The following is a 26,505-nucleotide window of genomic DNA, read 5'->3' on the forward strand; positions in this document are numbered from 1 at the left end:
CGACGTCGTTGCTGGGGTTGGCGGCGGTCATCGTGGCGACCGTGGCCGGGCACGTCCCGTGAGGACGCACTGGGTCTCGCTCGTGGTGGGGCTGGGTTTCCTCATGGGGGCGTTGAGCTTCCACGCCTACGCCACCGCCAGGGTCGCCGACCCCGAACGCGTGCACGTCGCCGCCGAGGAGGTCGCGGACGGCACGGCGGCGCTGGTGTTCCACGGCGGACCGCACCCGAGGTGGACGCCGCGGCTGCTGGACGCGCTGGCCGCCAGGGACGTCAGGGCGACGTTCTTCCTGGTCGGCGCGCACGTCAACGAGCACCCCGAGCTGGTGCGGCGGATGGTGCGCGACGGGCACGAGGTGGGCGTGTCCTCCTTCCGCGAGGGCGAGCACGACGGGCTGGGCACGGCCTTCGCCCGCACCGCCCTGGCCGCCGCCGCGGATGTCCACAGCGGGCTGTCCGAACCGGAGCCCGACACACCGGACCTGCACCGGTACGACCCGCTGCCCGTGGTGGCGGACGTGCTGCCGAACGCGCACCGGGTCGTCCGGCTGCACGTGTCCAGCGTGACGCCCGCCGTGGTCGACCTGCTCGTCGACGCGCTGCCGGACCGCCGCTTCACCACGCTCACCGACGCGACCGGCCGCGGACCCGCGCTGGACGACGCGAGCCCGGCCGAGGAGGTCACCGGGCACGCGCTGAGCTGGTCGCAGCACCACGGCGACGTGCTGGCGCTGGTCCTCGGACTGGTCTGCGCCGTGGTGGCGGTGCTGGCGACGCTGCGCACCGTCCTGCAACTGGGGCTCGCGCACACGGCTCGCCGCCTGCACCGCGAGACCGCCGTCGCGCCGCACGCACCGCCGGTGTCGGTGGTCGTGCCCGCCTACAACGAGGTCGCCAACATCGTCGCGGCCGTGTCCTCGATCGCCGCCTCCGAGCACCCGGCGGGGGTGGAGGTGGTGGTCGTCGACGACGGGTCCACCGACGGGACGGCCGACGTGGTGCGGGCGCTGGACCTGGCGAACGTGCGGGTGGTCAGCCAGCCGAACGGCGGCAAGTTCGCCGCCCTCAACGCGGGCATCGCGCTCGCCCGGCACGACGCGCTGGTCCTGGTGGACGGCGACACCGTGTTCGAGCGCGACACCGTGTCGAAGGTCGTCCGCCCGCTCGGCGGCACCGGTGTCGGCGCGGTCTCCGGCAACGTCAAGGTCGCCAACCGGGGCGGCCTGCTCGGGCGCTGGCAGCACCTGGAGTACACGGCGGGCTCGAACCTGGACCGGCAGATCCTCAACGCGCTGGAGTGCATCCCGACGATCCCCGGTGCGATCGGGGCGTTCCGCCGGGAGGCGCTGGACGAGGTCGGCGGCATCAGCGCGGACACCCTCGCCGAGGACACGGACGTGACGATGGCGATCACCCGTGCCGGGTGGCGGGTGGTGTACGAGCCGGCGGCGCGGGCGTGGACCGAGGTGCCGACCGGCGCGTCCGGCCTCTACAAGCAGCGGTACCGGTGGTCCTACGGCACGTTCCAGTCGATGTGGAAGCACCGGACGGCGCTGTGCGAGCGGGGCCGGATGGGCCGGTTCGGGCTGCTGTACCTGCTGCTGTTCCACGTCGTGCTGCCCGCCCTGGCGCCCGCGCTGGACGTCTACGTGCTCTACGGGGCGTTCGTGGCCGACGCGCCGTGGGCGCTGGTGGTCTGGGGTGTGTTCCTGGTGGTGCAGACGGCGGGCGCCGGGTACGCGCTGAGGCTGGACGGCGAGTCGCTCGCCCCGCTCTGGGTGTTCCCGCTCCAGCAGGTGGCCTACCGGCAGCTCACCTACGTCGTGGTGATCAAGTCGCTGGTCACGGCCCTGAACGGGACGCCGCTGGCATGGCAGACGGCACGGCGCAGCGGCCTGGCGAAGGTGGCCGCTCGGTAGCACCGCGGGTAGCATCGGTGGTATGAAAATCAGTGTGAGCCTCCCGGAGGAGGACGTCGAATTCGTCGACCGCTACCTGCGGCAGCACCACAGCCCCTCGCGCTCGTCGGTGATCCACCAGGCGATCGCCATGTTGCGCGAGGCCGGTCTGGAGAACGCCTACGCCGGCGCGTGGGACGAGTGGGAGACGGGTGGGGAAGCGGAGTTGTGGGAACCGACCGCGCCAGACGGTGTGGTCGATGCGACGAGGTGACATCTACTGGGTGGACCTGGAACCGGTGCGCGGCGCCGAGGCCAACAAGGTCCGCCCGGCCGTGGTCGTGAGCAACGACGCGGCGAACCGGGCCGCCGGACGGGGCGGCCGAGGGGTCGTGACGGTCGTGCCGATCACCTCGAACACCACCAGGGTGTACCCGTTCCAGGTGCTGCTGCCCGCCAAGGACTGCGGGCTCGGCGCGGACTCGAAGGCGCAGGCCGAGCAGGTGCGCACGGTCGCCGCGGCCAGGCTCCGCGCCCGCATCGGCGGCCTGCCGCCCGCGGTGCTCAAGCAGCTCGACGAAGCCCTGCGGATGCACCTGGCCCTCTGAGGCGCGGCCGACCGGGGCGCGGCAGCGGGGCTCACAGCGCGGAATTCACAGCGCGAGGCCGACGAGCGCGGCGACCGCGCACAGCCCCAGCAGGGACGCGCCCACCACCAGCAACGTCCGCCCGGTCGTCGGGGGGACGTCCTCGAACGCCGGGGGCTGCCAGTGGTCCGGCGTGCCCCCGTACGGGGGGAGGTGGCTCGGGTCGGGGACCCACTCGCCGCGCTCCGGGACGTACAGGCCGCCGCCCGCGTCGGGACCCGCGAGCGGTGTGGGCGCGGGCGGTGCGGCGTACGGGTCGGCGGGAGCGCGCTCGCGGTCCCGCCGCTGGAGGACGAGGCCCACCAGTGCGCAGACGAGGCCGGCGGCCCCCAGGACGGCCGACGTCACGGAGGCCACCTGGTCTGCCAGCTCCAACGACACGCCACGAGTGTGGCAGAGGGCGCCGCGCCGCCGGGGTCCCCTCGCGGAAGACCCCGGCGGCGAGCGGTCAGTCGACCACCCGGATCGCCCCGGCCGGGCACAGCTGGGCGGCCTCGCGGGCCGACCGCTCGTGCCCGCCCGTCGGCTCGGGCTCCAGCAGCACGACCGTCCCGTCCGACTCGTCCTGGTCGAACACGTCCGGGTCGGTCAGCGCGCACATGCCGGCTCCCGCGCAGCGGTCCCGGTCCACCTCGACCCTCACGAGAACGCCACCGGCAGCTCGTGCACGCCGTAGATCGCCATGTCGGTCCTCAACCTCACCTCCGAGGCGGGCACGGCCAGGCGCAGGTCCGGGAACTCCCGGAACAGCGCCGAGTACCCGACCCTCATCTCGATCCGGGCCAACTGCTGGCCCAGGCACTGGTGCACACCGTGCCCGAACGCGATGTGCCCCGTCGCGGACCGGCGGACGTCGAGCTCGTCCGGCCGCTCGAAGCGCTCCGGGTCGCGGTTCGCGGCGGGCACCGAGATCGACACGGTGTCGCCCGCGCGGATCACCACGCCGCCGATCCCGACGTCCTCCAGGGCGGTGCGGATGGTGCCGAACTGGATGATCGACAGGTACCGCATCAGCTCCTCGACGGCGTTGTCCAGCAGCGAGGGGTCGGCCTTGAGCGCGGCCAGCTGCTCGGGGTGCCGCAGCAGCGCGAGCGTGCCGAGGCCGAGCATGTTCGCCGTGGTCTCGTGACCGGCGACGAGCAGCAGCAGCCCCATGTTGGCCACCTCGCCGTCGGTCAGCTCCCCGGTCTCGACCAACCCGGTCAGCATGTCGTCGCCGGGTTCGGCGCGCTTGCGCCGCACGAGGTCGGCGACGAACTCCTCCAACCGCTCGAACGCCGCCATGACCTCCTCGAACGGGCGGTCCAGGCGCAGCGCCTCGGCGGTGTCCCGCTGGAACGCCTCGCGCTCGTCCCACGGCACCCCCAGCAGCTCGCAGATCACCATCGACGGCACCGGCAGCGCGAAGTTCGCCACCAGGTCCGCCGGCGAGCCCGCCGCGCGCAGCCCCGCCAGGTGCTCGGCGACGATCTGCTCGATGCGGGGCATCAGCGCGTTCATCCGCCGCACGGTGAACTGGCCGGTGAGCAGCCTGCGGTAGCGGGTGTGGTCCGGCGCGTCCATGCCGATGAACATGCCGGGCTTGGCCGGGTCCTGGCGCGGCACCGCCTGACCGGCCAACCGCCGCAACGGGTGGTGCAGCTCGGACCGGCTGCTGAAGCGCCGGTCCGCGTGCACCTCCCGCGCGAGCTCGTAGCCGGTGACGAGCCACCCCTCGTGCCCGTCCGGGAACCGCATCCTGTGGATGGGCGCCGCCGCGCGGAGCGATCCCAGCTCCGCGGGCGGGTCGAAAGCCGTGCTGCGCGTCGTGGGCAGCTCCGGGATCAACATCTCGGTCATCTCGCACACCTCCCAGTGCGTCAGGGGACCTCCTTCGCAAGCTACAGAAAATTCACGAACCCGTGAAGTAAATATGCCGTCAGGAACGCACGTAGTACGAGAGATAGCAGGTGTGCTACAAATCGCCCGAGAACTTCTACATGGGGGAGGTGAGGGTCCTTGGTCATCGAGGTACGCGACCTGCGGATGCGCTACGGGTCGACGGACGTGCTGCGCGGCGTCGACTTCACGGCGGGCCTGGGCGAGGTGGTGGCCCTGCTCGGGCCGAACGGCGCGGGCAAGACGACGACCATCGAGATCCTGGAGGGCTTCCGGCTGCCCTCCGCGGGGCACGTCCGGGTGCTGGGGCAGGACCCGGCCAAGGGCGACGAGGCGTGGCGGGCCAAGCTCGGCGTGGTGCTCCAGTCCTGGCGCGACCACGGCCGCTGGCGCGTGCGCGAGCTGCTGCACCACCTCGGGCGCTACTACCTGCCGTACGCCACGCCCGACCGCTCCCGGCCGGTCGACACCGACGAGCTGATCGAGGCGGTGGGGCTGACCGAGCACGCCGACAAGAAGGTCTCCACGCTCTCCGGCGGCCAGCGGCGGCGGCTCGACGTCGCCATCGGCATCGTCGGCAAGCCCGAGCTGCTGTTCCTGGACGAGCCGACGGCGGGGTTCGACCCGCACGCCCGCCGCGACTTCCACGACCTGGTGCACCGGCTGTCGGACCTGGAGGGCATGACGATCCTGCTCACCACGCACGACCTGGCCGAGGCGGAGAAGCTGGCCGACCGCATCCTGGTGCTCGCGGGCGGGCGGATCATCGCCGACGGCAGCCCCGACCAGCTCAGCCGTCAGGTCGCGGGCAAGTCCGAGGTGCGCTGGACGCACGACGGGCAGCGGCACGTGCACACCGCCGACGACGCCGCGGAGTTCGTGCGCGACCTGTTCCGGCAGCACCCGACGGGCGTCTCGGAGCTGGAGGTGCGCCGCAGCACGCTGGAGGACACCTACATGGCACTGGTCCAGCGGCACGAGAACGGCCGGGTCGAGCAGGAGGAGGTGGCGGTCCTGTGAGCACCCGGGAGAGCGGGGCCGGCGGCAGGATGTTCGCGGTGCGACTCGGCGTGGACCGGGGGCTGCGCGAGTTCCGGCACACGCTGGGCAGTCCCGACCAGCTGTTCAACGTCTTCACCACGATCGGCTTCATGCTCGTGCTGTGGTTCCAGCGCGACACGGCGGTCGAGGGAACCGGGCTCGCGCTCGCGGCCTTCACGCTGCCGAGCATGCTCGGCATGGGCGTGGCCTTCAGCGGTCTCGTGGGGCCGGCGGGCCAGCTCAGCACCAACCGCGAGGACGGCACGCTGCTGCGCGCCAAGGCCGTGCCGAACGGCATGGTCGGCTACCTCGTCGCCCGGCTCGTGCAGTTGGCCCTGGACGGCGGGTTCAGCCTGGTCGTCCTGCTGGTTCCGGCGGCGCTGCTGGTGGACGTGTTCGGCCACACGGGCGTCGGTGGCGTGCTGGGCCTGCTCGCCGTGCTGGTGCTGGGCGCGCTGGCGACCCTGCCGTGGGGCGCGGTCGCCGGGTCGATCACCAAGAGCCCCGGCGGCGCCATGGGCATCACGATGCTGCCGATGATGGGCGTCGCGGCGATCTCCGGCATCTTCTACCCGATCACCGCGCTGCCCGGCTGGCTCCAGGCGCTCGGCCAGGTGTTCCCGGTGTACTGGATCGGGCTCGGCGCCCGCTCCGCGCTGCTGCCCGACGCGGCGGCGGCCGCGGAGATCGGCGGGACGTGGCGGACACCCGCCGTGATCGCGGTCCTGGCGACCTGGGCGGTGGTCGGTTTCCTGCTCGCGCCTACGATCCTGCGTCGGATGGCCCGCCGGGAGTCGGGGGCCGACATGGAGCGGCGCCGGCAGGCGGCGCTCCAGAGGGGCGGGGTGTGAGCGAGAGCGTCTACAACCGGATCGCGATGCTGCGCGCCGAACGGGGGGTGTCGCGCAGGCAGCTCTCCGAGGCCCTGGGCATCCACTACCAGACCGTGGGCTACCTGGAGCGGGGCGAGTACAGCCCGAGCCTGTACCTGGCGCTGCGCATCGCGCAGTACTTCGAGGTGCCGGTGGAGGTCGTGTTCTCGACCGACCCGTTCCCCCGGCTGGGCAGCCGGGACTCGGAGCGGTCCGCGTAGGCGCACCGGGGGCGGTCCCCACCGGGACCGCCCCCGGATCACGTCACCCCGGCCTGGTCAGGCCGACGGCGACTCGATCACGTCGGCCGAGGCGGTGTCACCAGCCCAGCACGCCCCGCAGCGCCGCCCGCAGGGCCAGGACCAGCTCGGCGCGGCTCTCCGGCGTGCCGGGGGCGGGTGCCCCGAGCGCGCCGGTCCCGACCAGCCGGTCGAACAGCAGGCCGTCGACGAACGCCACCAGCTCGCGGCTCTGCCGCTCCGGTGCGGGCGCGCCGAGCGCGGTGAGCAGTTCCCGCGCCTGCTCGCGCAGGCGTTCGCCGTGCGCCAGGACGCCCCGCAGCTCCGGGTGGTGGGTGGCCTCCAGCAGGCACGCGTAGCGCGCCAGGGTGCGTTCGCGGCCGGTGGTCATCCAGGTGTCCAGGACCCGCGCGACCGCCTCGGCCAGCTCGTCGGGGTCGAGCGACCGGGTGACGCCCGCCTCGGCCACCTCCGCCGCGTCCAGCTCGGCCAGCCGCCGCACCACGCCCTCGACGAGCGCCTTGCGGGTGCGGAAGTAGGCCGACGTGGAGCCGGTGGGCACCCCCGCCTCGGCGTCCACGGCCCGGTGGGTCAGCCCGCGCATGCCCCGCGTGGCCACGAGGTGGATGGCGGCGTCGGCCAGTGCGGCCATGCGCTCCGTCACAGCGGCGTCCTCCTTCTACACCTGTAGAGTAGCGATCTCTACAGGTGTAGAAGGGGTGAGGGTGTGAAGGCAGCGGTGGTGGGCGGCGGCCTCGGCGGGATCACCGCGGCGGTGGCGTTGCGGCGGGTCGGCTGGGAGGTGGTCGTCCTCGAACGGGCACCCGCGTTCGGCGAGGTCGGCGCGGGCGTGGGCGTGATGCCGAACGCCCTGCGCGCGCTGGCCGCGCTGGGGCTGGACGACGAGGTGCGGCGGATCGGCACGCCCCGCGTGGCGGGCGGGGTGCTCGACCGGCGGGGCCGCCCGCTGACGCGCGTGGACGCGGGGCGGCTGGAGCACGTGGTGGCCGTGCACCGGGCGGACCTGCACCGCGTGCTGCGCTCGGCGCTGCCCGCCGGGTGCCTGGTCACGGACGCCGAGGTGCGCTCGGTGGACGACCTCGACGCGGACCTCGTGGTGGCCGCCGACGGCATCCGCAGCGGCATCCGGCGGTCGCTGTTCCCCGACCACCCCGGCCCGGTGTACGCGGGCACGACGGCGTGGCGCGGGGTGAGCGAGGCGCGGTTCCCGGCCGACCTGGCGATCGGCCAGACGCTCGGGCCGGGCGTGGAGGCGGGCGTGCTGCCGCTCGGCGACGGCCGGGTGTGCTGGTACGCGGCCACGGTCGCGCCCGCCGGGGGACGTGCCGACGACGAGCTGGGGGAGGTGCGGCGGCTGGTCGGCGACTGGCACGACCCGATCCCGGCGGTGCTCGCCGCGACCCCTCCCGAGGCGGTGCTGCGGCACGACGTCCACGAGCTGGGCACGCCGTTGCCGACCTACGTTCGCGGCCGGGTGGCGCTGCTCGGCGACGCCGCGCACGCGATGACGCCGTACCTGGGGCAGGGCGCGTGCATGGCGATCGAGGACGGCGTGGTGCTCGCGTCGCTGTGCGCGCGCCACGACGTGCCGACCGCCCTGGCCGAGTACGACCGGGCGCGCCGCCCCCGCACGCAGGCGGTCGCGCGGGCGTCCCGGGCGATGGGGCGCGTGGGGCACCGGCTGCGCAACCCGGTCGCGGTGGCCGTGCGCGACGCGGCCGTGCGTGCGGTGCCGACCGCGGTGGCCCTGCGCGGGATGACCCGGTTCCTCCGCTGGACGGCTCCGGAGCTGTCACCCGACGGGGGAAATATGCCCGGTGACGTAAGTCACAAATAACCGCGATGATTCCAGTGGATAACAATCAAATATCACTCGTTTTCGCAGGGTGGCTCACCCTTTCGCGGTATTAAGCACTCACGGTGTGGTCCTGACTCCGCGCTGTGCTCCTCCCGAGTGCCCGGCACGGCGGTGCACCATCCCCGAAAGTGCATCTACGGTGTCCCGTCATGGCCCCCGTCCCCTCGTGTCCGGCTGAAGCCATCCCCCTGCGCGAGACCGCCGTCGACCTCGCGGAGGCCGACGACTTCATCCGCCTGCACCACTCCGAGCACCCCGACCTCGGCCCGGTGGAGCACCGCCTGGCCGAGGTGCACGCCGAGATCGCGGCCACCGGCACGTACCGCCACACGGCCGCCGAACTGGTCTTCGGCGCGCGGGTCGCGTGGCGCAACAGCGCGCGCTGCATCGGCCGCCTGTACTGGCGCAGCCTCAAGGTGCGCGACCTGCGCGACCTGCGCGACCCCAAGGAGGTCGCCGACGAGTGCGTCGAGCACCTCAGGCTCGCCGGCAACGGCGGCCGGGTCCGCCCCGTGATCACCGTGTTCGCGCCCGACGAGCCCGGTCGGCCCGGTCCGCGCGTCGTCAACGAGCAGCTGATCCGCTACGCGGGCTACGAGGGCGCCGACGGGGGCGTGCTCGGCGACCGCCGCAACCTGGAGCTCACCGGGAAGGCGCTCGACCTGGGCTGGCGCCCGCCGCGCCGGCGCGGGCCGTTCGACGTCCTGCCGCTCGTCGTCGAGCGGGAGGACGCCGAACCCTGCCTGGTCGAGATCCCGCGCGACGCGGTGATGGAGGTGTCCATCACCCACCCCGAGCTGCCGTGGCTGGCCGAGTTGGGCCTGCGCTGGCACGCCGTGCCCGCCATCAGCAACATGCGGCTGCGCATCGGCGGCATCGACTACCCGGCCGCCCCGTTCAACGGCTGGTACATGGGCACCGAGATCGGCGCCCGCAACTTCGCCGACGCCGACCGGTACGACCTGCTGCCCTACCTGGGCCGGCGGATGGGCCTCGACACCTCGACCGTGCGGTCGCTGTGGAAGGACCGCGTGCTGGTCGAGCTGAACCGCGCGGTGCTGCACTCGTTCGCCGAGGCGGGCGTGACCATCACCGACCACCACACCGAGTCCGACCGCTTCCTCGCGCACATCGAGAAGGAGGAGGCCGCGGGCCGCACCTGCCCGGCCGACTGGACGTGGATCGTGCCGCCGATGTCCAGCGGCGTCACGAGCGTCTTCCACCGGTACTACGACAAGCGGGAGCTGCTGCCCAACTTCTTCCCCGGCGACACCGAGGGCGTCTGCCCGGTCATCCACTGAGGTTCCGAAGCGCAGCAAGACGTACATACGGTTGAAATACGGCGGAAGTGTGGCATAGATCACCTTCGTGCGACTAGGGTGACGCTCCGTGAGAGTCGGCATACCCGCAGAGTCGCGGCCCGCCGAGCGCCGCGTAGCCGGTCTACCGGAAACGGTGACCACGCTGATCGGTGCCGGTCTCGCGGTGGACGTGCAGGCCGGAGCGGGCGCACACGCCCACGCCCCGGATGCCGCCTACCGCGCGGCCGGCGCGAACACCACGCCCGACCACCCCGCGGGGCGGACCGAGGTCGTCATCTCCGTGCAACCGCCGACCCCGGCGGAGGCGGCGCGGCTGCGCGAGGGCGACATCACGATCAGCTTCCTCCAGCCGAACCTGGAGCGGGAGCTGGTCGAGGTGCTGCGGGACCGCGGCGTCACCTCGTTCAGCCTCGACCTGCTACCCAGGGTGACCAGGGCGCAGGCGGCGGACGCGCTGTCCTCGCAGGCCCTCGTGGCGGGCTACCGCGCGGTCGTGGAGGCCGTGCACCGCCTGCCGAAGTTCCTGCCGATGTTCACCACCGCCGCGGGCACCGTCCCGCCGGCGAAGGTGCTGGTCCTCGGCGCGGGCGTGGCCGGTCTCCAGGCCATCGCCACGGCCCGCCGGCTCGGCGCCGTCGTCGAGGCGTACGACGTGCGCGCCGCCGCCAAGGAGGAGGTCCGCAGCCTCGGCGCGAAGTTCGTCGAACTCGACCTGGAGACCCAGGACGGCGTGTACGCGCAGGCGCAGTCCGAGACGTTCCTGGAGCGGCAGCGGGAGCTGATCGCCGAGCGCGTCGCCGCCTCCGACGTCGTGATCACCACGGCCGCCGTGCCCGGCCGCACGGCGCCGGTGCTCGTCACCGCGGACATGCTCAAGACGATGGCGCCCGGCTCGGTCGTCGTCGACCTGGCCGCCGAGTCCGGCGGCAACGTCACCGCGAGCGTCGCGGGCGAGGACACGTGGGTGGGCGACGTCCTCGTGCACGGCGCGCGGAACATGCCGAGCAGCATGCCCGCGCACGCCAGCAAGCTGTACGCGCGCAACGTGGCAAACCTGCTGCTGATGATGACCTCGGACGGCGAGGTGCGGCCCGACCTCGACGACGAGGTGCTGGGCGGCTGCTGCCTGACCCACGCGGGCGAGCTGAGGAGGGAGCTGCCGTGATCGACCTGCTGACGATCTTCGTGCTCGCCGTGTTCGTGGGCTTCGAGGTCGTGTCGAAGGTGTCCACCATCCTGCACACACCGCTGATGTCGGGCGCGAACGCGATCCACGGCGTGATCCTGGTCGGGGCCATCCTGATCACCGGGCGCGCCGAGGGCGCGCTGGAGATCGCGCTGGGCCTGGCGGCGGTCTTCCTGGCCACGGTCAACGTGGTCGGCGGGTTCGTGGTCACCGACCGGATGCTGGAGATGTTCAAGGGGCACAAGCGGTGAGCCCCACCTGGGTGCAGTTGGCCTACCTCGTCGCCGCGCTGTGCTTCGTGCTGGCGCTCAAGGGCCTGAGCACGCCCAAGCACGCCCGCGCGGGCAACCTGCTCGGCGCGGCGGGCATGGCGCTGGCGGTGGTCGTGGCGTTCGTCCACGGCGCGGTCCACAACGGACTGCTCATCGTGCTGGCCGTCGCGGCGGGCGTGGTCGTCGGCATCCCGGCGGCGCGCTCGGTGCGGATGACCGCCATCCCCCAGATGGTGGCGCTGTTCAACGGCGTCGGCGGCGCGGCGGCGGCGCTGGTCGCGCTGACCGAGTTCCTGGAGGTCGCCGACGGCTCGGTGCTGTTCCAGGTCGCCACCGCGCTCACCGTGCTGATCGGCTCCGTCAGCTTCTCCGGCAGCGTCGTCACGTTCCTCAAGCTCCAGGAGGTCATGACGACCCGGCCCGTGCTGCTGCCCGCGGGCCGGGTGCTCGGCATCGGCGTGGCGGCGGCCAGTGCGCTGCTCGCGGTCCTGGTGGTGGTCACCGGCAGCGGGGCGCTGCTCGTGCTGCTGGCCGCGGCCGGGCTCGCGCTGGGCGTGCTGTTCGTGCTGCCGGTGGGCGGCGCGGACGTGCCGATCGCGATCTCGCTGCTCAACGCGTTCACCGGCCTCGCCGTGGCGGCCTCCGGTTACGTGCTGGCCAACACGCTGCTGATCGTGTCCGGCACGCTCGTCGGCGCGTCCGGCACGATCCTGACCAGGCTGATGGCGCAGGCGATGGGCCGCCCGCTGACCAACATCCTGTTCGGCGCGTTCAAGGCGCGTGACGTGACCGCCGTGTCCGGCGAGCAGCGCACCGTGCGCTCCGGGACCGTCGAGGACGTCGCGATCCTGCTCGGCTACGCCCACTCGGTTCTGGTCGTGCCGGGGTACGGGCTGGCCGTGGCGCAGGCCCAGCACGCGGCGCGGGAGCTCGCCCAGGTGCTCGAACAGCGCGGCATCACCGTGGACTACGGCATCCACCCGGTCGCCGGGCGGATGCCGGGGCACATGAACGTGCTGCTCGCCGAGGCCGATGTGCCGTACGAGAACCTGAAGGAGCTGGACGACGTCAACCCCGGCATCGGCAGCGTCGACGTGGTGCTCGTAGTGGGTGCGAACGACGTGGTCAACCCCGGTGCGCGCGACGAGCCGTCCAGCCCGATCTACGGCATGCCGATCTTCGACGTGGACCGGGCGAAGGCCGTGGTGTTCATGAAGCGCTCGATGCGGCCGGGCTTCGCGGGCGTCGACAACGCCCTGCTCTACAACCCCAAGACCACCCTCCTGTTCGGCGACGCGAAGGACTCGCTGACCAAGCTCCTGGCCGCCGTGAAACACGTCTGACCCGAGAGTCCAACGCTCAGGGGCTTTGAGTTCTACGCCCGGAACGCCCCAGGTTCGTTCCGGGCGTAGAACTCACCGCACCCGGGCGTAGAACTCACCGGACCTGGAGGTTGGACTCTCGCGGCCTGGGGGTGGACTCTCGCGACCTGCGGGCGCTTGTCCCGGTCGGCGTGCGGGGGCCGCGCGGCGTTCGGAGCACGCACGACGTGCTTCCTGCCAGGCCGTGGATTTATCACTCGATCAGGCGTCGCCTGAGAGGTGGAAGCGCTGTTCGTCCGAGAGGACGCCGTCCCGGGGAGTGGACGCCGCGGCGGGCGTGGAGCGTTGCGTCCGGACGTCGTCGGGACTGCCACCGGGACCTCGTCGCGCGGACGCCGCAGAGGCGCGGGCGTGCGACGCCGGGAGCGGGTCGGACCGGCCCGACCACCTGCGGCGACGAGGGCGTGCCCCACCGGCTGCGGTCCACTTCGGACATCACGCGCACGTCCGCTCCGGCAACCCGCCGAGGTGGCCCGGAACGGGCGCGGCCCGTCACCCGGACCGCCGGACGCCCCGGCTACGGTTTGTGCGGCTTCCGGATCACCGCCTCCCAGTACCATTCGCGCATGTCGGACGAGGCACGCTCACTCACGGACGTGGTCACGAGGCTGCGTCGCGCCCTGCGCACCAGCATCCGTTCGGAATGGCCGTGGGATTCCCTGCCGATGGCGCAGATCGAGCTCCTCCAGACGCTCGCCGAACGCCCGCCCATGCGCGTGGGCGACCTCGCCGCGGAGCTGCGCCTGGCGCCCAACACGGTCAGCGGCCTCGTCGGCCAGCTCATCGAAGGCGGTCTCGTCGAGCGCGGCGGCGACCCGGCCGACCGCCGGGTGGCGCTGCTGTCGGTCACGCCCCGGGGTCACGAGCAGCTCGCCGTCTGGCAGGCCGCGCACGAGAAGCGCATCGGGTCCGCGCTGGACCGGCTGGAGCCGGGCGAGCGCGACGACGTGGTCCGCGCCCTCGCCGCCCTCGACCACCTGGTGGACCACCTGCGTGCCAACTGAACGACACGTGCTCGCAGCCGTAGCCCTCGGTGGCGGCCTGGGCGGCCTCGCCCGCCACGGGGCGTCCCTCGTCCTGCCCGGTCCGGTCGGCACGCTGCTGGTCAACGTCGTCGGCTGCGCCCTGATCGGCGTGCTGATGGTCCTCGTGCCGCGCCTGCACCCCCTGGCCCGGCCGTTCCTCGGCGTCGGGGTGCTCGGCGGCTTCACCACGTTCTCCGCCTACGCGCTGGACGCGGTCCGCCTGGGCGGCGTCCCGGCCCTCGCCTACGCGCTCGGCACCGTCCTGCTCGCCCTGACCGCCACCGGCCTGGCCGCGACGCTCACCCGGCGGGTGGTCCGGTGACCGCGCTGCTGGTGTTCGCCGGCGCCGCGACCGGGGCGGTCCTGAGGTACCTGACGACCCGGCTGCTGCGCGGCGACTTCCCGCGAGCGGTCCTGCTGGTCAACGTGGTGGGCTCGTTCGCCCTGGGCTGGCTGGCCGGTTCGTCGCCGGCGCTGACCGCGCTGGTCGGCACCGGCCTGTGCGGTGGGCTCACCACCTACAGCACGTTCAGCCACGACACGGTGGCCCTCGTCGAGCGGGGCGAGCACTGGAAAGCACTTGCCAACGTCGCCGCCAACCTGGTGCTGGGCGTGGCGGCGGCGGCACTGGGCCACGTCCTCGGCCACCGTCCCTGACCCCGGAGCGCACCGGTGGACCGCCCCGGCCGCCGGCCCCATCGGCGGCGGCCTCCGGCGGTCGTGGGTCAGCCGGTGGGCGCGAGCCGCCCCAGCACGTCGGGCAGCTCGTCGGCGTGCACGACGCCCAGCCGCTGGGTGGCCCGGGTCAGCGCCACGTACAGGTCGCTCGCCCCGCGCGGCGACTCGGCGAGGATGCCCGCCGGGTCCACCACGAGCACCGAGTCGAACTCCAGGCCCTTCGCGTCCACCACCCCGAGCACGACGACCTGCGCGTCCAGGTCGTCCGAGGCGCCCGGCACGGCGGTCCGCAGCTCCTCGACCGACGCGGCGGGCACGATCACGGCCAGCTTGCCGTCGCCGATCGACGCGACCTCCTTCTCCACCAGTTCGGGCAGGACGTCGGCGGGCGACGCCACGCGCAGGTTCCACGGCGGGAAACCGCTGTCGCGCACCGAGGTCGGCGGCGCCAGGTCGGGGTCCACCGAGGCCAGCACGTCGGCCGCCACCGCCATGATCTCCGACGGCGTCCGGTAGTTCACGGTCAGCTCGGTGAGCTTCCACCGGTCCATCACGTACGGCGAGAGCACGTCGTCCCACGACGACGCGCCCGCGATGTCGCCGGTCTGCGCGATGTCACCGACCACGGTCATCGACTTCGACGGGCAGCGCCGCATCAGGGTGCGCCACGCCATCGCCGACAGCTCCTGCGCCTCGTCCACGATGACGTGGCCGAACGTCCACGTCCGGTCGGCCGCCGCGCGCTCGGCCGCCGTCTCGTAGCGCTCCGCGCCGTGCCGCTCGGCCAGCCGGTAGGCGTCGACCAGGTCGGTCGCCATCAGGATGTCCGGGTCGGCGTCGTCCTCCAGGTCGAGGATGTCGAGCACCCCCTGCGCGTAGTCGATGGCCTGCCGCCGCCGGCGCTCCGCCCGAGCCTTGGCCTCGGTGTCGTCCTCGCCGAGCAGTTCCGCCGCCTCGTCGAGCAGCGGCACGTCGGCGGGCGTCCACTCGGCGCCGCGCGGGCGGTGCAGCAGGGCGCGCTCGGCGGGGGACAGCTTCGGCGTGGCCTTGGCGATCCGCTTCGGCGACGCGAACAGGTCCTCCAGCAGCTGCTGCGGCGTCAGGGTCGGCCACAGCTTCGCCACGGCGGCCTGCACGGCCGGGTCCTCGCGCAGCTCGCGCCGGATGTCGTCCACGTCGGCCTGGTCGAGCAGGTGCCGACCCAGCCGGGCCACCGCCTGCGACGCCAGCGCGGAGATGATCTCCCGCAGGAACGTGCGCCGCGCCTCGTTGTGCGGGCGGCGGGTGCGCCGGGCCCGGCCGCGGGCCTCGGAGATCGTGCGCCGGTCCAGTCGCAGCACGTCCTGGTCGAACGGCACCTCGACCAGGCTCGGCGCCTCCTGCCGGTCCTTGATCGCGCGTGCCACCACGTCCGCCATCCCGATGCGGCCCTTGAGCGCGGCCACCTCGGCGGGTTCGCGGCCGACCGCCGTGAGACCGGGGAACAGCTCGCCCACCGTCGACAGCAGCACGCCCGTCTCGCCCAGCGACGGCAGGACCTGCCCGATGTAGCGCAGGAACGTGGCGTTCGGGCCGACCACCAGCACGCCGCGCTTCGCCAGCTGGCGGCGGTGCGTGTAGAGGAGGTAGGCGGCGCGGTGCAGGGCGACCGCGGTCTTGCCGGTGCCCGGACCGCCCTGCACGACGACGACGCCGTTCAGCTCGGTGCGGATGATGCGGTCCTGCTCGGCCTGGATGGTGGCGACGATGTCGCCCATCTGCCCGGTGCGGCTCGCGTTGACCGCGGCCAGCAGGGTCGCCTCGCCGGTCAGGCCCTCCGACGGCCGGCCGGGGTCGACCGAGTTGATGTCCAGCAGTTCGTCGTCGAAGCCGACGACCTTGCGCTGCTTGGTCCGCAGGTGCCGCCGCCGGCGCACGCCGTCCGGGGCGGCGGCCGTGGCCAGGTAGAACGGGCGGGCGGCGGGCGCGCGCCAGTCCATCAGCAGCGGCTCGTACTCCTTGTCCTCGTCGAACAAGCCGATCCGACCGATGTAGAAGCGGTCGTCGGTGTGGAAGTCGAGCCGGCCGAAGCACAGCCCGTTCTCCACCGCGCTGTACTGGGCCAGCTGGTCGGAGTACATGGCCACCGAGGTGTCCCGCTCGGAGCGCATCTGGTGGGTGCCACCGGTTTGCCGGAGGGCGCCCGCCAGGCGCTTGGAGCTCTGCTCGCGGAGGTCGTCCAGCCTGCCGTACAGCATCGACACGTATTCCTGCTCCGACTCGCTTTCCGCGAGCCGGAGGTCGTCGGAGGGGCTTGACAACGTGCCTCATTTCTGGATAGCGTGGTTTATCAGGCTGTGTCGTATTGCGGCTGACAGTTTCCTGCGCTGATCGCGCGCGCAGAACGTCTAATCTACTACACGCCCCGCCCCTGCTCGTGGTGCAGGAACGACTTCACCAGCAGATCGGCCAGGTGCTCCCGCTCGGTCGCGTCCAGCGCGGCGAACAGCCGGTCCTCCACCTCCTCCGCCACCTCCAGCCGGTGCCGCAGCGCGGCCTCCCCGGCGGCCGTGACGTGCACCGAGTACCGCCGCCGGTCCCGCGCGTCGCGCAGCCGGGCGGCGTAGCCGAGCCGCTCCAGGTCGTCGACGAGCGTCACGAGGTCGCTCGCGTCCACGCCGAGCCGGTCGCTGATCTGCCGCTGGGACGTGGGGCCGCCGTCCACGAGTTGCGCGAGCACGGCCACGTGGCCGGGGCGCAGGCCGTCGTCGACGAGGTCGGCCGAGATGCGCCTCGCCCGCTTGGTGAGCTGGAGCATGAGGTAACTGGGGTGCCGTCTCAACCGCTCCGCGCTCATGGGTCAATCATATGAACCACCCATTGTCCGGCCGGTGGACGCGGTGCGGCCGCACGGGTGCCCGCGTCGGCACGGCGGGTGAGGGGCCGTGCCGCCCGTCGAGGGGTCCGCGCGGGCACGCGGGTGAAACCGGACACCGGTCCGGCGATCACCCGGCACGCTGTGGAGGTGTGAGGGAACAGCGCCAGGAGCTGGCCGGGCTCGCCCGCGTCGCGGTGGACCGGCCGAGGTGGCAGCTCGCGTTCACGGTCGTCGTGTCGGTGTGGTCGCTGGCCTGGGTGGTGGGCCAGGTGTCCGGCGCGCCGAGCCCGCTGGACGTGCTGCCGGCGCGCTGGGCCGGGCTGCCCACGGGGTGGCTCGACGCCGCGGCCGGGTGGTGCGCCGGGCGCACGGGTCCGCTCGCGGTGGCGGGCGGCCTGCTGTGGGCGATGACGAGCCCCCGGCGGCAGGCGTCGGCGCCGCTCGGCTGGCTCGCCGTGATGGCCGCCGCGCAGGACGTCGGCTACGAGGCGGTGAAGTGGGCGCTGCTGGTGCTCGCGGTCTTCCTGGCGGTCATGGGCCTGGTGTCGATCCCCGGCCGGCGGGCGTTCGTGGTGGACCGGGTGGTGGTGATGCCGAAGGACGTGGCCCGGGCGGGCGCGACGGCGGTGGCGCTGTCGGCGGTCGTGCCGCTGGTCGCCCCGGGGCTCGCGCTCGCCCGTTTGGTCGCGCCCTACCTCACCCGACCGCCGCGTCCCGCGCGCACGCCGATCGCGCGCCCGGCCTCCGCTGAACGGACGCGTCCGGCCGGCACGCCCGGTGACCTGCCGGAACCGCTCCCGGTGCCGCGCGCGGGGAGCTGAGGGCCGCCCCGGTCCGCGGGGCGGCGAACGTTGTCGGGAAATAGTTCTGCACTCCAACAATTCCCCCCGCTTTCCGCAAGAATCGCGTCCGGGGCGGCTTGTCGCGAACGAATGCGAGTAGTACTCACATCACATTCCGGAATCGTCTGTTTGGGCTTACCGGTCCGTATCCATCAAGATGAGCGCGTGCATGAAAACCCCGCCGAAAACCGCTTAGCCAAGGTGATGCGGCGTCAGCCCGTTCAGCAGCGCGGGGCCGCCACGGTGACCGCGATTGTCGATGCCTGCGCGACCCTGCTCAACGACTACGACTACGACGACATCACCACCGCCCGGATCGTCGAGCTGGCAGGCGTGCCAATCGGATCGTTCTACCAATACTTCCCGGACAAGCGTTCCGTCGTGCACGCCCTGGCGCTGCGCGGCATGGAGGAGTACCTCGGGCGGGTGCAGGCCCTGTTCACCGAGGGGCGGCTGGCCCCGACCTGGCGGGAAGCGGTGCAGCAGGTCGTCGCCGTCTACATGCGCATGCTGGTCGAGCTGCCGGGGTTCGGGCGGGTGCGGTTCAGCGACCTGCTCGACGGGCACCGGCTCGACTCGTCGGTGGACCAGTACGAGCTGATGGCCGAACGGCTCCGCGACCTGTTCCTCGGCCGGTTCGCGGTGCGCGGGAGCGCGCCGGTCACCCTGATGTTCCGCATGGCGGCGCAGACCGCGGACGCCATGTACAAGCTCGCCGAACGGGTGGAGCCCGACGAGCGGGCGGTCGTCCTCCGCACCGCCGACGGCGTGATCCTCGGGATGCTCGCGGAGGTCTTCGACCCGGAGTGACTTGCCGCTCCGCCCGGGGTGGTGTGGGGTGGGGCGGTGAGTGACGACGACTTCGACGTGATCGTGATCGGCGGCGGCCCGGTGGGCGAGAACGCCGCGGCCCGGACCGCCGCCGGTGGCCTGCGCACCGCGCTGGTCGAGGCGGAACTGGTCGGCGGCGAGTGCTCCTACTGGGCGTGCATGCCCAGCAAGGCGCTGCTGCGCCCCGGTCACGCGCTCGCGGCCGCCCGCCGCGTGCCGGGTGTGCCGGTGGGCGACGCGCTCGACGCCGCCGCTGTGCTCGCGCGGCGCAACGGCTTCACCTCCGACTGGGACGACTCGGGACAGGTCGAGTGGGCCGAGGGCGCCGGGCTGACCGTCGTGCGCGGCCGCGGCCGCCTGGCCGGCGAACGGCGCGTCTCCGTCGACGGCCGGGTCCTGACCGCGTCGCGCGCGGTCGTCGTGTGCACGGGCAGCGTGCCGCGCATCCCGGACCTGCCCGGCCTGGGCGAGTACTGGACCTCGCGGGAGGCGACCGCGGCGCGGCAGGTGCCCACCTCGCTGGTCGTGCTCGGCGGCGGCGTCGTCGGCGTGGAGATGGCGCAGGCCTGGGCGCGCCTGGGGTCCTCGGTGACCCTGGTGGTGTCCGGCGAGCGGCCCCTGCCGAAGTTCGAGGCGTTCGCGGGCGACCTGGTCGTCGAAGGGCTGCGCGAGGACGGCGTGCGCGTCGTCACCGGCGCCCGCGCGGTCGGCGTGTCCACGACGGACGGCGGCACCGCGCTGGAGCTGTCCACCGGAGAGACGGTGTCCGGCGCGCACCTGCTCGTCGCGACCGGGCGGCAGCCCGCGACGTTCGACCTGGGCGTGGAGGAGTTCGGCTTCCGGGCGGGCGAGGCGCTCCCGGTCGACGACACCGGCCGGGTGTCCGGAGTGGACTGGCTGTACGCGGCGGGCGACGTCACGGGCCGCGCGCTGCTCACGCACCAGGGCAAGTACGCCGCCCGCGCGGTCGGCACGGCGATCGTGACCGGCGCGGTCGACCCCGAGCCGTGGACGACCCCGGTCGCCACCGCCGACCACACCGCCGTGCCGCAGGTGGTGTTCACCGACCCCGAGGTCGCGTTCGTCGGCCGCACCGAGGCGCAGGCGCGCGAGGCCGGCCTCGACGTCCGGGTGATCGACCTGGACATCGCCGTGGCGGGGTCCTCGCTGCACGCCGACGGCTACCGCGGCAAGGCGCGGATGGTGGTGGACGAGCGGAAGCGGACGCTCGTCGGCGTCACGTTCGCCGGTCCGGACGTGGCCGAGATGCTGCACGCGGCGACCATCGCGATCGTCGGCGAGGTGACCGTCGACCGGCTGTGGCACGCGGTGCCCGCCTACCCGACGATCAGCGAGGTGTGGCTGCGCCTGCTGGAGGCGTACGGCCTCTAGCCGGATTTCCCGGACGACGGGCGGGAACCGTGCATATTCACCCGAACGGCCACCCCCGGTATACCGCCCGTCACTAGATCGGGTTCATGCTGCTCCGACTGCCCTACCCCTGCTGCCGCCATCCTGCGTCTCTCTGCCGAAAGAGCCACTCAGCGTCATTACACTGCCCTGGTGACCCGAGGAACCGTGGCTCTCGCGATCGGCGCGGTGCTGTGGTGCGCCTTCGTGATCGTCACGACCTTCCTGCCCGGCGGGCCGTCGTGGCCGCCGATCGCGGTCCACGTGCCGGGTTTCCTCGTCGTGCCGGTCGTGCTGCACACGCTGCTCCGCGCGCGGTCGCACGCGCTGCTGTGCCTCGCCCACGTGCCGCAGCCGGTGCTGCTCGCCGGGTTCGCGGTGGCGGTCGGCGGGTGGCTGGTCTCCCTGGGCGCGGTGGCGGGCAAACCGGGCACGGAGTCGCTGAACGCGGTGGCGGGCCTGGTGATCGTGCTGCACGTGGCGTTCGGGTTGATCGCCGTCGGCATGGCCCGCACCGGCCGCTGACCCCGGCGCTACTCCTGGGTGACGGGCAACCGCAGCGCCTGCTCGGCGAGCCGGCCCAGCTCGGCGTCCCCCGGGTCCGAGCCGCCCTCGACCCACACCGCCTGCGCGATGCGCACCTGCGCGCCCTTGACCACCACGCGGATCGCGGAGCGGTCGAACGACGCCGGACCGCCGGACCACCCCCTGCCCTCCTTGACCAGCGCGGTGACACCGCCCGCGCCCACCGCCGACGCCACCGCGTGCAGCTCGCCCGCCCGCGTGGCGTCGGGCAGGCTCAGCTCGGCCAGCGCCACGCCGAGCTTGCGGCCGTCCGCGGAGGTCTCGTACTGGGCCCGCCGCAGCTGCATGCACACGTGCCCGGCCAACCACGCCCGGACGTCGCCGAACGCGTGCCCGGCGCAGTCGTCGGTGCGGTCCGCCCCGCGCGGCGAGAAGCTGCGGCCGTCGACGACGACGGTGGTCGGCTGGGGCGTCCGGTCGGCCGGTCCCGCGCTCTCGGTGGCGTCGCCCGGTGACAGCAGGAGGATCAGGGCGACCACGACCAGCACGACCACCGCGGCGGCGGCCGCGTACGGCAGCCACCGGGGGCGGGGTGGGGAGGGCACGACCTTCGGCAGCAGCACGGTGCTCGCGGAGGCGAGGTCGGCCGCCGCGTCGGAGAAGCCCTCGGCGACCAGGTCCGGCCGCGCGGGCGGCACGCCGGTCGGCGCGAGCACGGCGACGAGCTTGGCCGCGTGGTCGGCCGAGCAGGGCCGGTCGCTGGTGGCCAGCTCGCGGGCGGCGGTCAGCAGCGTGGTGGGCTTGGGGTGCAGCACCCGCACGCCCCGGTTGAGGTCCGCCGACGGCTGCACGACGTGGCCGACGTACGGGCCGACGGCCACCACGGTGGTCACCGGCAGCGGCTCGCCGCGCATGTCCTGGATGCGCCTGGCGACGGCCTTGGTGGCCTCCAGCGCCTCGCCGGCCGGGCTGAGCACGCCGTCCGGGCGGGTGAGCGGCCAGCCGTCGATGGTCCACCGGCCGTTCAGCGGCGCCTCCAGGCGCACCGCCGGGTCGGGCAGGTCGACCCCGACCACCACGAGCACCCCGCGCGGCAGCACGATGACGGCGTCCAGCTCGCGCGGGCAGTCCGGCGGGCGCACGCCGAGCAGCGCGACGCCGCCGAGCACCGCGTCGCCCGCGCCCCACGTGCTGAGGGCGGCGCGCACGTCCGCGCCGATCGTCGAGGGTTCGCTCCCGAGCCGGATCAGCCGCACAAGACCCCACCGTTCCTCACGGGCGGACACGGTAGCGCCGACGAGGGTCCGCCGGCCGCGCGCGCACCGGGTTTCGGCCATCCGTGACAGCCGTCACCGGTCCCGCGCCGATCACGTCGGCGTGTCGGAACGACCCCGGAAGGTGACATCCCGGTGTGCGCGAGGGCGGGAAGTCCGCGATTTGGGGTCGAAAGTCCTGTATCCGCACCGCCCCGACGGGGAACGGGCTGGTTCTTCTGGCGGACCGCCGCCGCACCGGGCAGAATGGCCGGGTCGGGAATTCACAAGATCGTCCACTGTTCTCGAGAGGTCGTAGGGGAAGACGTCCCTCGTCGAGTAGCGGAGGTCAGCTGTGAGCACCCGTGGCAGCACCAGTGGCGTGGTCTACGTCCACTCGTCGCCGTCTGCGGTCTGTCCGCACGTCGAGTGGGCGATCTCGGGCACCCTCGGTGAGCGAGCGGACCTCAAGTGGGCGGCGCAGCCCGCGGCGCCAGGGCAGTTGCGCGCCGAATGCAACTGGTCCGGCGACGCCGGCACCGGGGCCAGACTCGTGTCCGCGCTCAGGGCGTGGCCGATGCTCAGGTTCGAGGTGACGGAGGACCCGAGTCCGGGCGTGGACGGCGTGCGGTACTGCTTCGTGCCCGTGCTGGGCCTGTGGCACGCCCGCACGAGCGCCAACGGCGACATCGTCGTGTCCGAGGACCAGCTGCGCGCCCTGGCCGCGCGCAGCCGCGGCGGGGAGTCGTTCGCGCACGGCGTGGACGAGATCCTCGGCGCCGCGTGGGACGACGCGCTGGAGCCCTTCCGGCGTGCCGGCGACGGCGCACCGGTGACCTGGCTGCACCGCGTCGGTTGATCCGCCGGTCCGCGGCACCGCACGCCGGTGCCGCGGGTCCGGTCGGTCCGCCCGGCTCACCCGGGAGGGTGATCGGCTGCTCCGGCCGGCGCACCCTTCGTCCTGTGTGGACGGAACGCGCCCGGGTCAGCCCGCCGCGGGCGCGGGTTGCCAGGCCGCCATGAGGTCCCGGTACAGGACCGAGCCGGCCATCAGCTCGTCGTGGCCGCCCAGCAGCGGCGGTCCGCCGTCCATCACCAGCACCCGCTCCGCCCGCAGCGCCGAGGACAGCCGGTGCGCGATCACCACCAGCGTGCCGCCGCGCGCCGCGAAGGCCCGCTCCACCACGGCCTCGGCCGCCGGGTCCAGCGACGACGTCGCCTCGTCCAGGATCACCACGTCGGCCGCCGAGGCGTAGACCCGCGCGGCGGCCAGCAGCTGCGCCTCGCCGGTCGACAGCCCGCCGCCCGCGTGGCCCACCTGCCCGGCCAGCCCGCCCAGGCGGGCCAGCACGTCGGCCGCGCCGACCGCCGCCACCGCCTCCAGCAGCGCGGCGTCCGACGCGTCCGGGGCGAGCAGCGCGAGGTTCTCCCGCACCGTCCCGGTGAACAGGTACGTCTCCTGCGGCACCAGGGCGATCCTCCGGTGCCGCACCTCCGCGACCACCGACCGCACGGGCGCGCCGCCGAAGAGGACCTCGCCGCCCTGCGGTTCGACGAGCCCGGTGACCAGGCCCGCCAACGTCGACTTGCCGATGCCGCTCGGGCCGACGACCGCCAGGTGGGAGCCCTCCGGCAGCACCAGGTCCAGCGAGCGCACGACGGGTTCCGCGGTGGGGCTCCAGCCGAACGTCACCCCGCGCAGCTCCACGGCGTGCCCGGCGGGTTCGGCGTCGCCGCCCACCACGACGGGTTCCGGGGCGGCCTCGGCCAACCGCCGCAGCGCCACCACCAGCCGCAGCACCACCGTGCTCGTCGTGTCCGCCAGCCGCCGCAGCGCGGGCTGCACGCTCGTGCTCAGGTACACGACCGCGCCCAGCACGCCGCCCGCGGTCAGCTCGCCCGAGCGCACCATGCCGGGCGCGACGACCAGCAGCAGCACCAGCGGCGCGAACCCGCCGAGCGCGATCACCACGCCGCGCAGCGCCGTGGACCACGCCATCCGCACGGTCGCCGCCGCCTGCCGGTCCACCTGCGCCACCACGTCGGCCAGCGCGTGCCCCGCGCCGTCGACCGCGACCACGTCCCGCACGCCCAGGAACACCGTGCCCGCCGCGGTGGCCGTGCCCTCGTCGGCCATCACCAGCCGCCGCTGCCCGCGCGCCAGTGACGGCAGCAGCAGGCCGAACAGCACCAGCGCCGCCACCACCGGCAGGACCACGAGCCAGGCCAGCGACGACACCGTCACGGCCAGCCCGACCAGCGCCGCCGCCGTGGTGACCAGCAGCGCGCGGGCCTGCACCAGCACGCCGGCGGTGGCGTCGCGCACCACCTCGACGTGCCGGGTGATCCGGGCGACGGCGCTCGCGTCGGGTTGCCGCGCGTGCGTGCCGCCGTGCAGGACGCCGCGCACGACCTGCCGCACCAGCGCGTCCCGCAGCGGCTCCACCACCGCGCCCAGGCGCGCGAACACCTGCCGCAGCCCGAACCCGCCGAGCACCGCGCACGCCGCGAACGCCAGCAGCCACGCCACGCCGACCCACGGCCGCCCGGCCGCGAACCCGCGGTCCACGGCGAGCCCGACGAGCCGGCCGGACAGCAGCGCCGGCACGCCCTCCAGCACCGACCAGCCGAGCAGCACCGCGATGCCGCGCCGCTGTTCGCGCAACGCCCGCAGGTAGGTCATCGGATCACCTCGTGGTCTCGCCCCGGGATCTGGTGCGCGGCGGTGCGCGGAACGGCGGTGCGCGGAACGGCGCCGGGCCTCACCCGAACACCGCCCGGTACCCGTCATCGCCCCACAGCTCGTGGTGGGCGCCCGTCGCGCGCACCCGGCCCTCGTCGAGCCACACGACCAGGTCGGCCCGCCGCGCGGTCGCCGCGCGGTGCGTCACCACGACCCTCGTCCGGCCGGGCAGCGCCGTCTCCACCGCCGTCTCCACCGCGTTCTCCGTCACCACGTCCAGGCTCGCCGTCGCGTCGTCGAGCACGAGCACCGCCGGGTCGCGCACGAAGGCGCGCGCCAGGCCCAGCCGCTGCGCCTCGCCACCGGACATCGGCGCGTCCGGCACCGGCGTCGCGTAACCGGACGGCAGCCGCACCACCACGTCGTGCACCTGGGCGGCGCGGCACGCGGCCTCCACCGCCTCGTCGCCGGCGGTTGTGCCGTAGCGGACCGCGTCGGCGACCGTCGTGCCGACCAGCGCGGGCCGCTCGAACGCGTAGCCGACCGACCCGCCGCGCCGCACCTCGCCCGCGGACGGCTCGGCCAGCCCGCCGATCACCGCCGCCAGCGCCGACTTGCCCGCGCCCGACCTGCCCACCACGGCCACGAACGCGCCCGCCGGCACGGTCAGGTCCACGTCGTGCAGCGCGTCCGGCACGCACACCCCGCGCAGCGACACCTCGCCGGGCGGGGCGGCTCCCGGCGGCGTGGTGGTCGGCACCGGCGCGTCGAGCACCTCCGCCAGGCGCGCCGCCGACGCCCGCGCGCGTTGCAGCGCGGTCAGCACGGTGGCCTGGCCGACCACCGCCATCCCCAGCGCCGCGTACCCCAGCGCGGCCAGCACGTCACCGACGCTCAACCGGCCCGCGACCACGCCGAACCCGGCGGCGACCAGCACGGTCAGCTCCACGGCGGGCAGCAGCAGCCCGGCCCGCCAGATCATCCGCGCCTGGGTGCGCCACATGCCGGCCCCGGCGCCCGAGAGCCTCGGCAGCGGCCGCAGCACCCGCTCGGCCTCCTGGTCGGCCCGACCGGAGGCGGCGATCGTGCGCAGCCCGCCCACCGCGTCCACGAGCCGTGCGGACAGCTCGCCGGACACCTCCTGGTAGGTCGCCACGTCCTCCGCGGTCAGCCGCAGGTGCGAGCGCACCAGCAGCGCCGCCAGCGGCACGCTCAGCAGGAACACCGCGGCCAGCCGCCAGTCCAGCAGGGCCAGCGCGACGACCGCGCCGCCCGCCGTGAGCACGGAGACGCCGAGATTCACCGCGAGCACCGCGACCCCGCCCGCGATGGCGCTGTCACCGGTCACCCGGCTCACCGCGTCACCGGCCTCGAACCGCGCGGGGTGCCCGATCGCCAGCAGGTGCGCGGTCAGCCGGCGGCGCAGCCACGCCGCACCGCGCGCGGTGATCGAGGCCGCCAGCACCACGCCGACCGCGTCGCCCACCAGCTCCACGCCCGCGAGCCCGACCAGCCACAGCACGGTGCCGCCGTCGAGCCGGCCGCCCAGCGCCGCGTCGACCGCGGCGGCCAGGGCGGTCGGCAGCAGCAGCCCCGCCGTGGTGGCCAGCAGCGCGTTGAGCGCCAGCAGCAGCCAGCGGGGGTCGCGGCGCACGACCGAGGACAGCAGCATCCGGTCTCCTAGCGGGGGCGCATCATGTGCGCGGGGGCCCGACGGCGCGAACCGTCGGACCCCCGCGGGAGGAGCAGGACCCGGTGAGCGGCGCACTTCGCCTGCGCCGCTCAC

General features: G+C 74.0%; 28 protein-coding genes. 19 read left to right on the plus strand and 9 right to left on the minus strand.

Annotation, left to right across the window (positions count from 1 at the left end; translation table 11 throughout):
- Positions 1–58 precede the first annotated feature (58 nt).
- Genes J2S66_RS35810 through J2S66_RS35820 form a run of 3 tightly spaced genes read left to right on the plus strand, consistent with a single transcriptional unit; the run spans position 59 to position 2,505 of the window.
- Positions 59–1,918 (plus strand): bifunctional polysaccharide deacetylase/glycosyltransferase family 2 protein, encoded by a 1,860-nt coding sequence (locus tag J2S66_RS35810; protein ID WP_310313897.1) that lies wholly within the window; start codon positions 59–61, stop codon positions 1,916–1,918.
- A 22-nt stretch (positions 1,919–1,940) separates the two neighbouring features.
- On the plus strand, positions 1,941–2,171 hold the full coding sequence (locus J2S66_RS35815; protein WP_306747066.1) for a ribbon-helix-helix domain-containing protein: 231 nt from the start codon (positions 1,941–1,943) through the stop codon (positions 2,169–2,171).
- Positions 2,158–2,505, plus strand: a complete 348-nt coding sequence (locus J2S66_RS35820) for a type II toxin-antitoxin system PemK/MazF family toxin (protein WP_306747065.1) — start codon at positions 2,158–2,160, stop codon at positions 2,503–2,505. The genes J2S66_RS35815 and J2S66_RS35820 overlap by 14 nt, the downstream gene beginning before the upstream one ends.
- A 45-nt stretch (positions 2,506–2,550) precedes the next feature.
- On the opposite strand, the gene J2S66_RS35825 is transcribed toward J2S66_RS35820, so the two are convergent.
- From J2S66_RS35825 to J2S66_RS35835, 3 genes are all read right to left on the minus strand, one after another.
- The gene (locus J2S66_RS35825) at positions 2,551–2,925 is read right to left on the minus strand and encodes a hypothetical protein (RefSeq protein WP_310313901.1); all 375 of its coding nucleotides are present in this window, start codon (positions 2,923–2,925) and stop codon (positions 2,551–2,553) included.
- A gap of 67 nt (positions 2,926–2,992) precedes the next feature.
- The gene (locus tag J2S66_RS35830; RefSeq protein ID WP_306747063.1) at positions 2,993–3,187 is read right to left on the minus strand and encodes a ferredoxin; all 195 of its coding nucleotides are present in this window, start codon (positions 3,185–3,187) and stop codon (positions 2,993–2,995) included.
- On the minus strand, positions 3,184–4,383 hold the full coding sequence (locus J2S66_RS35835) for a cytochrome P450 (RefSeq protein ID WP_310313903.1): 1,200 nt from the start codon (positions 4,381–4,383) through the stop codon (positions 3,184–3,186). The genes J2S66_RS35830 and J2S66_RS35835 overlap by 4 nt, the downstream gene beginning before the upstream one ends.
- Before the next feature lie 186 nt (positions 4,384–4,569).
- On the opposite strand from J2S66_RS35835, the gene J2S66_RS35840 reads away from it, so the two are divergent.
- The 3 genes from J2S66_RS35840 to J2S66_RS35850 are packed head-to-tail and all read left to right on the plus strand — an operon-like array spanning position 4,570 to position 6,556.
- Positions 4,570–5,442, plus strand: coding sequence for an ABC transporter ATP-binding protein (locus tag J2S66_RS35840; protein WP_310315353.1), 873 nt, complete (start codon positions 4,570–4,572; stop codon positions 5,440–5,442).
- Complete coding sequence (locus tag J2S66_RS35845; protein WP_310313906.1) at positions 5,439–6,314, plus strand: ABC transporter permease; 876 nt, start codon at positions 5,439–5,441, stop codon at positions 6,312–6,314. The genes J2S66_RS35840 and J2S66_RS35845 overlap by 4 nt, the downstream gene beginning before the upstream one ends.
- On the plus strand, positions 6,311–6,556 hold the full coding sequence (locus J2S66_RS35850) for a helix-turn-helix transcriptional regulator (protein ID WP_310313909.1): 246 nt from the start codon (positions 6,311–6,313) through the stop codon (positions 6,554–6,556). The genes J2S66_RS35845 and J2S66_RS35850 overlap by 4 nt, the downstream gene beginning before the upstream one ends.
- Before the next feature lie 97 nt (positions 6,557–6,653).
- Here the strand turns inward: J2S66_RS35850 and J2S66_RS35855 are convergent, their stop codons facing one another.
- Positions 6,654–7,238, minus strand: a complete 585-nt coding sequence (locus J2S66_RS35855; RefSeq protein ID WP_310313912.1) for a TetR/AcrR family transcriptional regulator — start codon at positions 7,236–7,238, stop codon at positions 6,654–6,656.
- Between the two features lie 63 nt (positions 7,239–7,301).
- On the opposite strand from J2S66_RS35855, the gene J2S66_RS35860 reads away from it, so the two are divergent.
- The 8 genes from J2S66_RS35860 to crcB all read left to right on the plus strand — a co-directional run bounded on the left by J2S66_RS35860 (position 7,302) and on the right by crcB (position 14,297).
- Positions 7,302–8,432, plus strand: coding sequence for an FAD-dependent monooxygenase (locus tag J2S66_RS35860; RefSeq protein ID WP_310313915.1), 1,131 nt, complete (start codon positions 7,302–7,304; stop codon positions 8,430–8,432).
- A 170-nt stretch (positions 8,433–8,602) separates the two neighbouring features.
- Positions 8,603–9,754: a nitric oxide synthase oxygenase gene (locus J2S66_RS35865; protein ID WP_310313918.1), complete on the plus strand. Its 1,152-nt coding sequence runs from the start codon at positions 8,603–8,605 to the stop codon at positions 9,752–9,754.
- Positions 9,755–9,842: 88 nt separating this feature from the next.
- Positions 9,843–10,940, plus strand: coding sequence for a Re/Si-specific NAD(P)(+) transhydrogenase subunit alpha (locus J2S66_RS35870; RefSeq protein WP_310313920.1), 1,098 nt, complete (start codon positions 9,843–9,845; stop codon positions 10,938–10,940).
- On the plus strand, positions 10,937–11,212 hold the full coding sequence (locus J2S66_RS35875; protein WP_310313923.1) for an NAD(P) transhydrogenase subunit alpha part 2: 276 nt from the start codon (positions 10,937–10,939) through the stop codon (positions 11,210–11,212). The genes J2S66_RS35870 and J2S66_RS35875 overlap by 4 nt, the downstream gene beginning before the upstream one ends.
- Positions 11,209–12,576 carry an NAD(P)(+) transhydrogenase (Re/Si-specific) subunit beta gene (locus tag J2S66_RS35880; RefSeq protein WP_310313926.1) on the plus strand — a complete coding sequence of 456 codons (1,368 nt, stop codon included), beginning with the start codon at positions 11,209–11,211 and terminating at the stop codon, positions 12,574–12,576. The genes J2S66_RS35875 and J2S66_RS35880 overlap by 4 nt, the downstream gene beginning before the upstream one ends.
- A gap of 605 nt (positions 12,577–13,181) precedes the next feature.
- Positions 13,182–13,619, plus strand: a complete 438-nt coding sequence (locus tag J2S66_RS35885; RefSeq protein WP_310313929.1) for a MarR family winged helix-turn-helix transcriptional regulator — start codon at positions 13,182–13,184, stop codon at positions 13,617–13,619.
- A complete protein-coding gene (locus J2S66_RS35890; protein ID WP_310313932.1) occupies positions 13,609–13,962 on the plus strand; it encodes a fluoride efflux transporter FluC in 354 nt (117 codons plus the stop codon). Before J2S66_RS35885 ends, J2S66_RS35890 begins: the two co-directional genes overlap by 11 nt.
- Positions 13,959–14,297, plus strand: coding sequence for a fluoride efflux transporter CrcB (crcB, locus tag J2S66_RS35895; protein WP_310313935.1), 339 nt, complete (start codon positions 13,959–13,961; stop codon positions 14,295–14,297). The genes J2S66_RS35890 and crcB overlap by 4 nt, the downstream gene beginning before the upstream one ends.
- 68 nt (positions 14,298–14,365) lie before the next feature.
- On the opposite strand, the gene J2S66_RS35900 is transcribed toward crcB, so the two are convergent.
- The gene (locus J2S66_RS35900; RefSeq protein WP_310313938.1) at positions 14,366–16,618 is read right to left on the minus strand and encodes a HelD family protein; all 2,253 of its coding nucleotides are present in this window, start codon (positions 16,616–16,618) and stop codon (positions 14,366–14,368) included.
- Positions 16,619–16,713: 95 nt separating this feature from the next.
- On the minus strand, positions 16,714–17,154 hold the full coding sequence (locus J2S66_RS35905) for a MarR family winged helix-turn-helix transcriptional regulator (RefSeq protein ID WP_310313941.1): 441 nt from the start codon (positions 17,152–17,154) through the stop codon (positions 16,714–16,716).
- A 170-nt stretch (positions 17,155–17,324) separates the two neighbouring features.
- Here J2S66_RS35905 and J2S66_RS35910 point away from each other — a divergent pair, with 170 nt between their 5' ends.
- The 4 genes from J2S66_RS35910 to J2S66_RS35925 all read left to right on the plus strand — a co-directional run bounded on the left by J2S66_RS35910 (position 17,325) and on the right by J2S66_RS35925 (position 20,783).
- Positions 17,325–17,996, plus strand: a complete 672-nt coding sequence (locus J2S66_RS35910; RefSeq protein ID WP_310313943.1) for a hypothetical protein — start codon at positions 17,325–17,327, stop codon at positions 17,994–17,996.
- Positions 17,997–18,260: 264 nt separating this feature from the next.
- Positions 18,261–18,827: a TetR/AcrR family transcriptional regulator gene (locus J2S66_RS35915; protein ID WP_310313946.1), complete on the plus strand. Its 567-nt coding sequence runs from the start codon at positions 18,261–18,263 to the stop codon at positions 18,825–18,827.
- 36 nt (positions 18,828–18,863) lie between these two features.
- Positions 18,864–20,240, plus strand: coding sequence for a dihydrolipoyl dehydrogenase family protein (locus J2S66_RS35920; protein WP_310313949.1), 1,377 nt, complete (start codon positions 18,864–18,866; stop codon positions 20,238–20,240).
- A 171-nt stretch (positions 20,241–20,411) separates the two neighbouring features.
- Positions 20,412–20,783 (plus strand): hypothetical protein, encoded by a 372-nt coding sequence (locus tag J2S66_RS35925; RefSeq protein ID WP_310313952.1) that lies wholly within the window; start codon positions 20,412–20,414, stop codon positions 20,781–20,783.
- A gap of 8 nt (positions 20,784–20,791) precedes the next feature.
- Here J2S66_RS35925 and J2S66_RS35930 read toward each other — a convergent pair whose 3' ends face one another.
- Entirely contained in the window at positions 20,792–22,039 is a 1,248-nt protein-coding gene (locus J2S66_RS35930; RefSeq protein WP_310313955.1) for a hypothetical protein, read from the minus strand.
- A 352-nt stretch (positions 22,040–22,391) separates the two neighbouring features.
- Between J2S66_RS35930 and J2S66_RS35935 the strand changes: the two genes are divergently transcribed.
- Complete coding sequence (locus J2S66_RS35935) at positions 22,392–22,895, plus strand: DUF3145 domain-containing protein (protein ID WP_306747044.1); 504 nt, start codon at positions 22,392–22,394, stop codon at positions 22,893–22,895.
- 126 nt (positions 22,896–23,021) lie between these two features.
- Here J2S66_RS35935 and J2S66_RS35940 read toward each other — a convergent pair whose 3' ends face one another.
- Positions 23,022–24,719, minus strand: coding sequence for an ABC transporter ATP-binding protein (locus J2S66_RS35940; protein ID WP_310313959.1), 1,698 nt, complete (start codon positions 24,717–24,719; stop codon positions 23,022–23,024).
- Positions 24,720–24,798: 79 nt separating this feature from the next.
- Positions 24,799–26,391 (minus strand): ABC transporter ATP-binding protein, encoded by a 1,593-nt coding sequence (locus J2S66_RS35945; protein ID WP_310313962.1) that lies wholly within the window; start codon positions 26,389–26,391, stop codon positions 24,799–24,801.
- Between the last annotated feature and the right edge of the window lie 114 nt (positions 26,392–26,505).

It is taken from the genome of Saccharothrix longispora (assembly GCF_031455225.1).
GTDB lineage: Bacteria > Actinomycetota > Actinomycetes > Mycobacteriales > Pseudonocardiaceae > Actinosynnema > Actinosynnema longispora.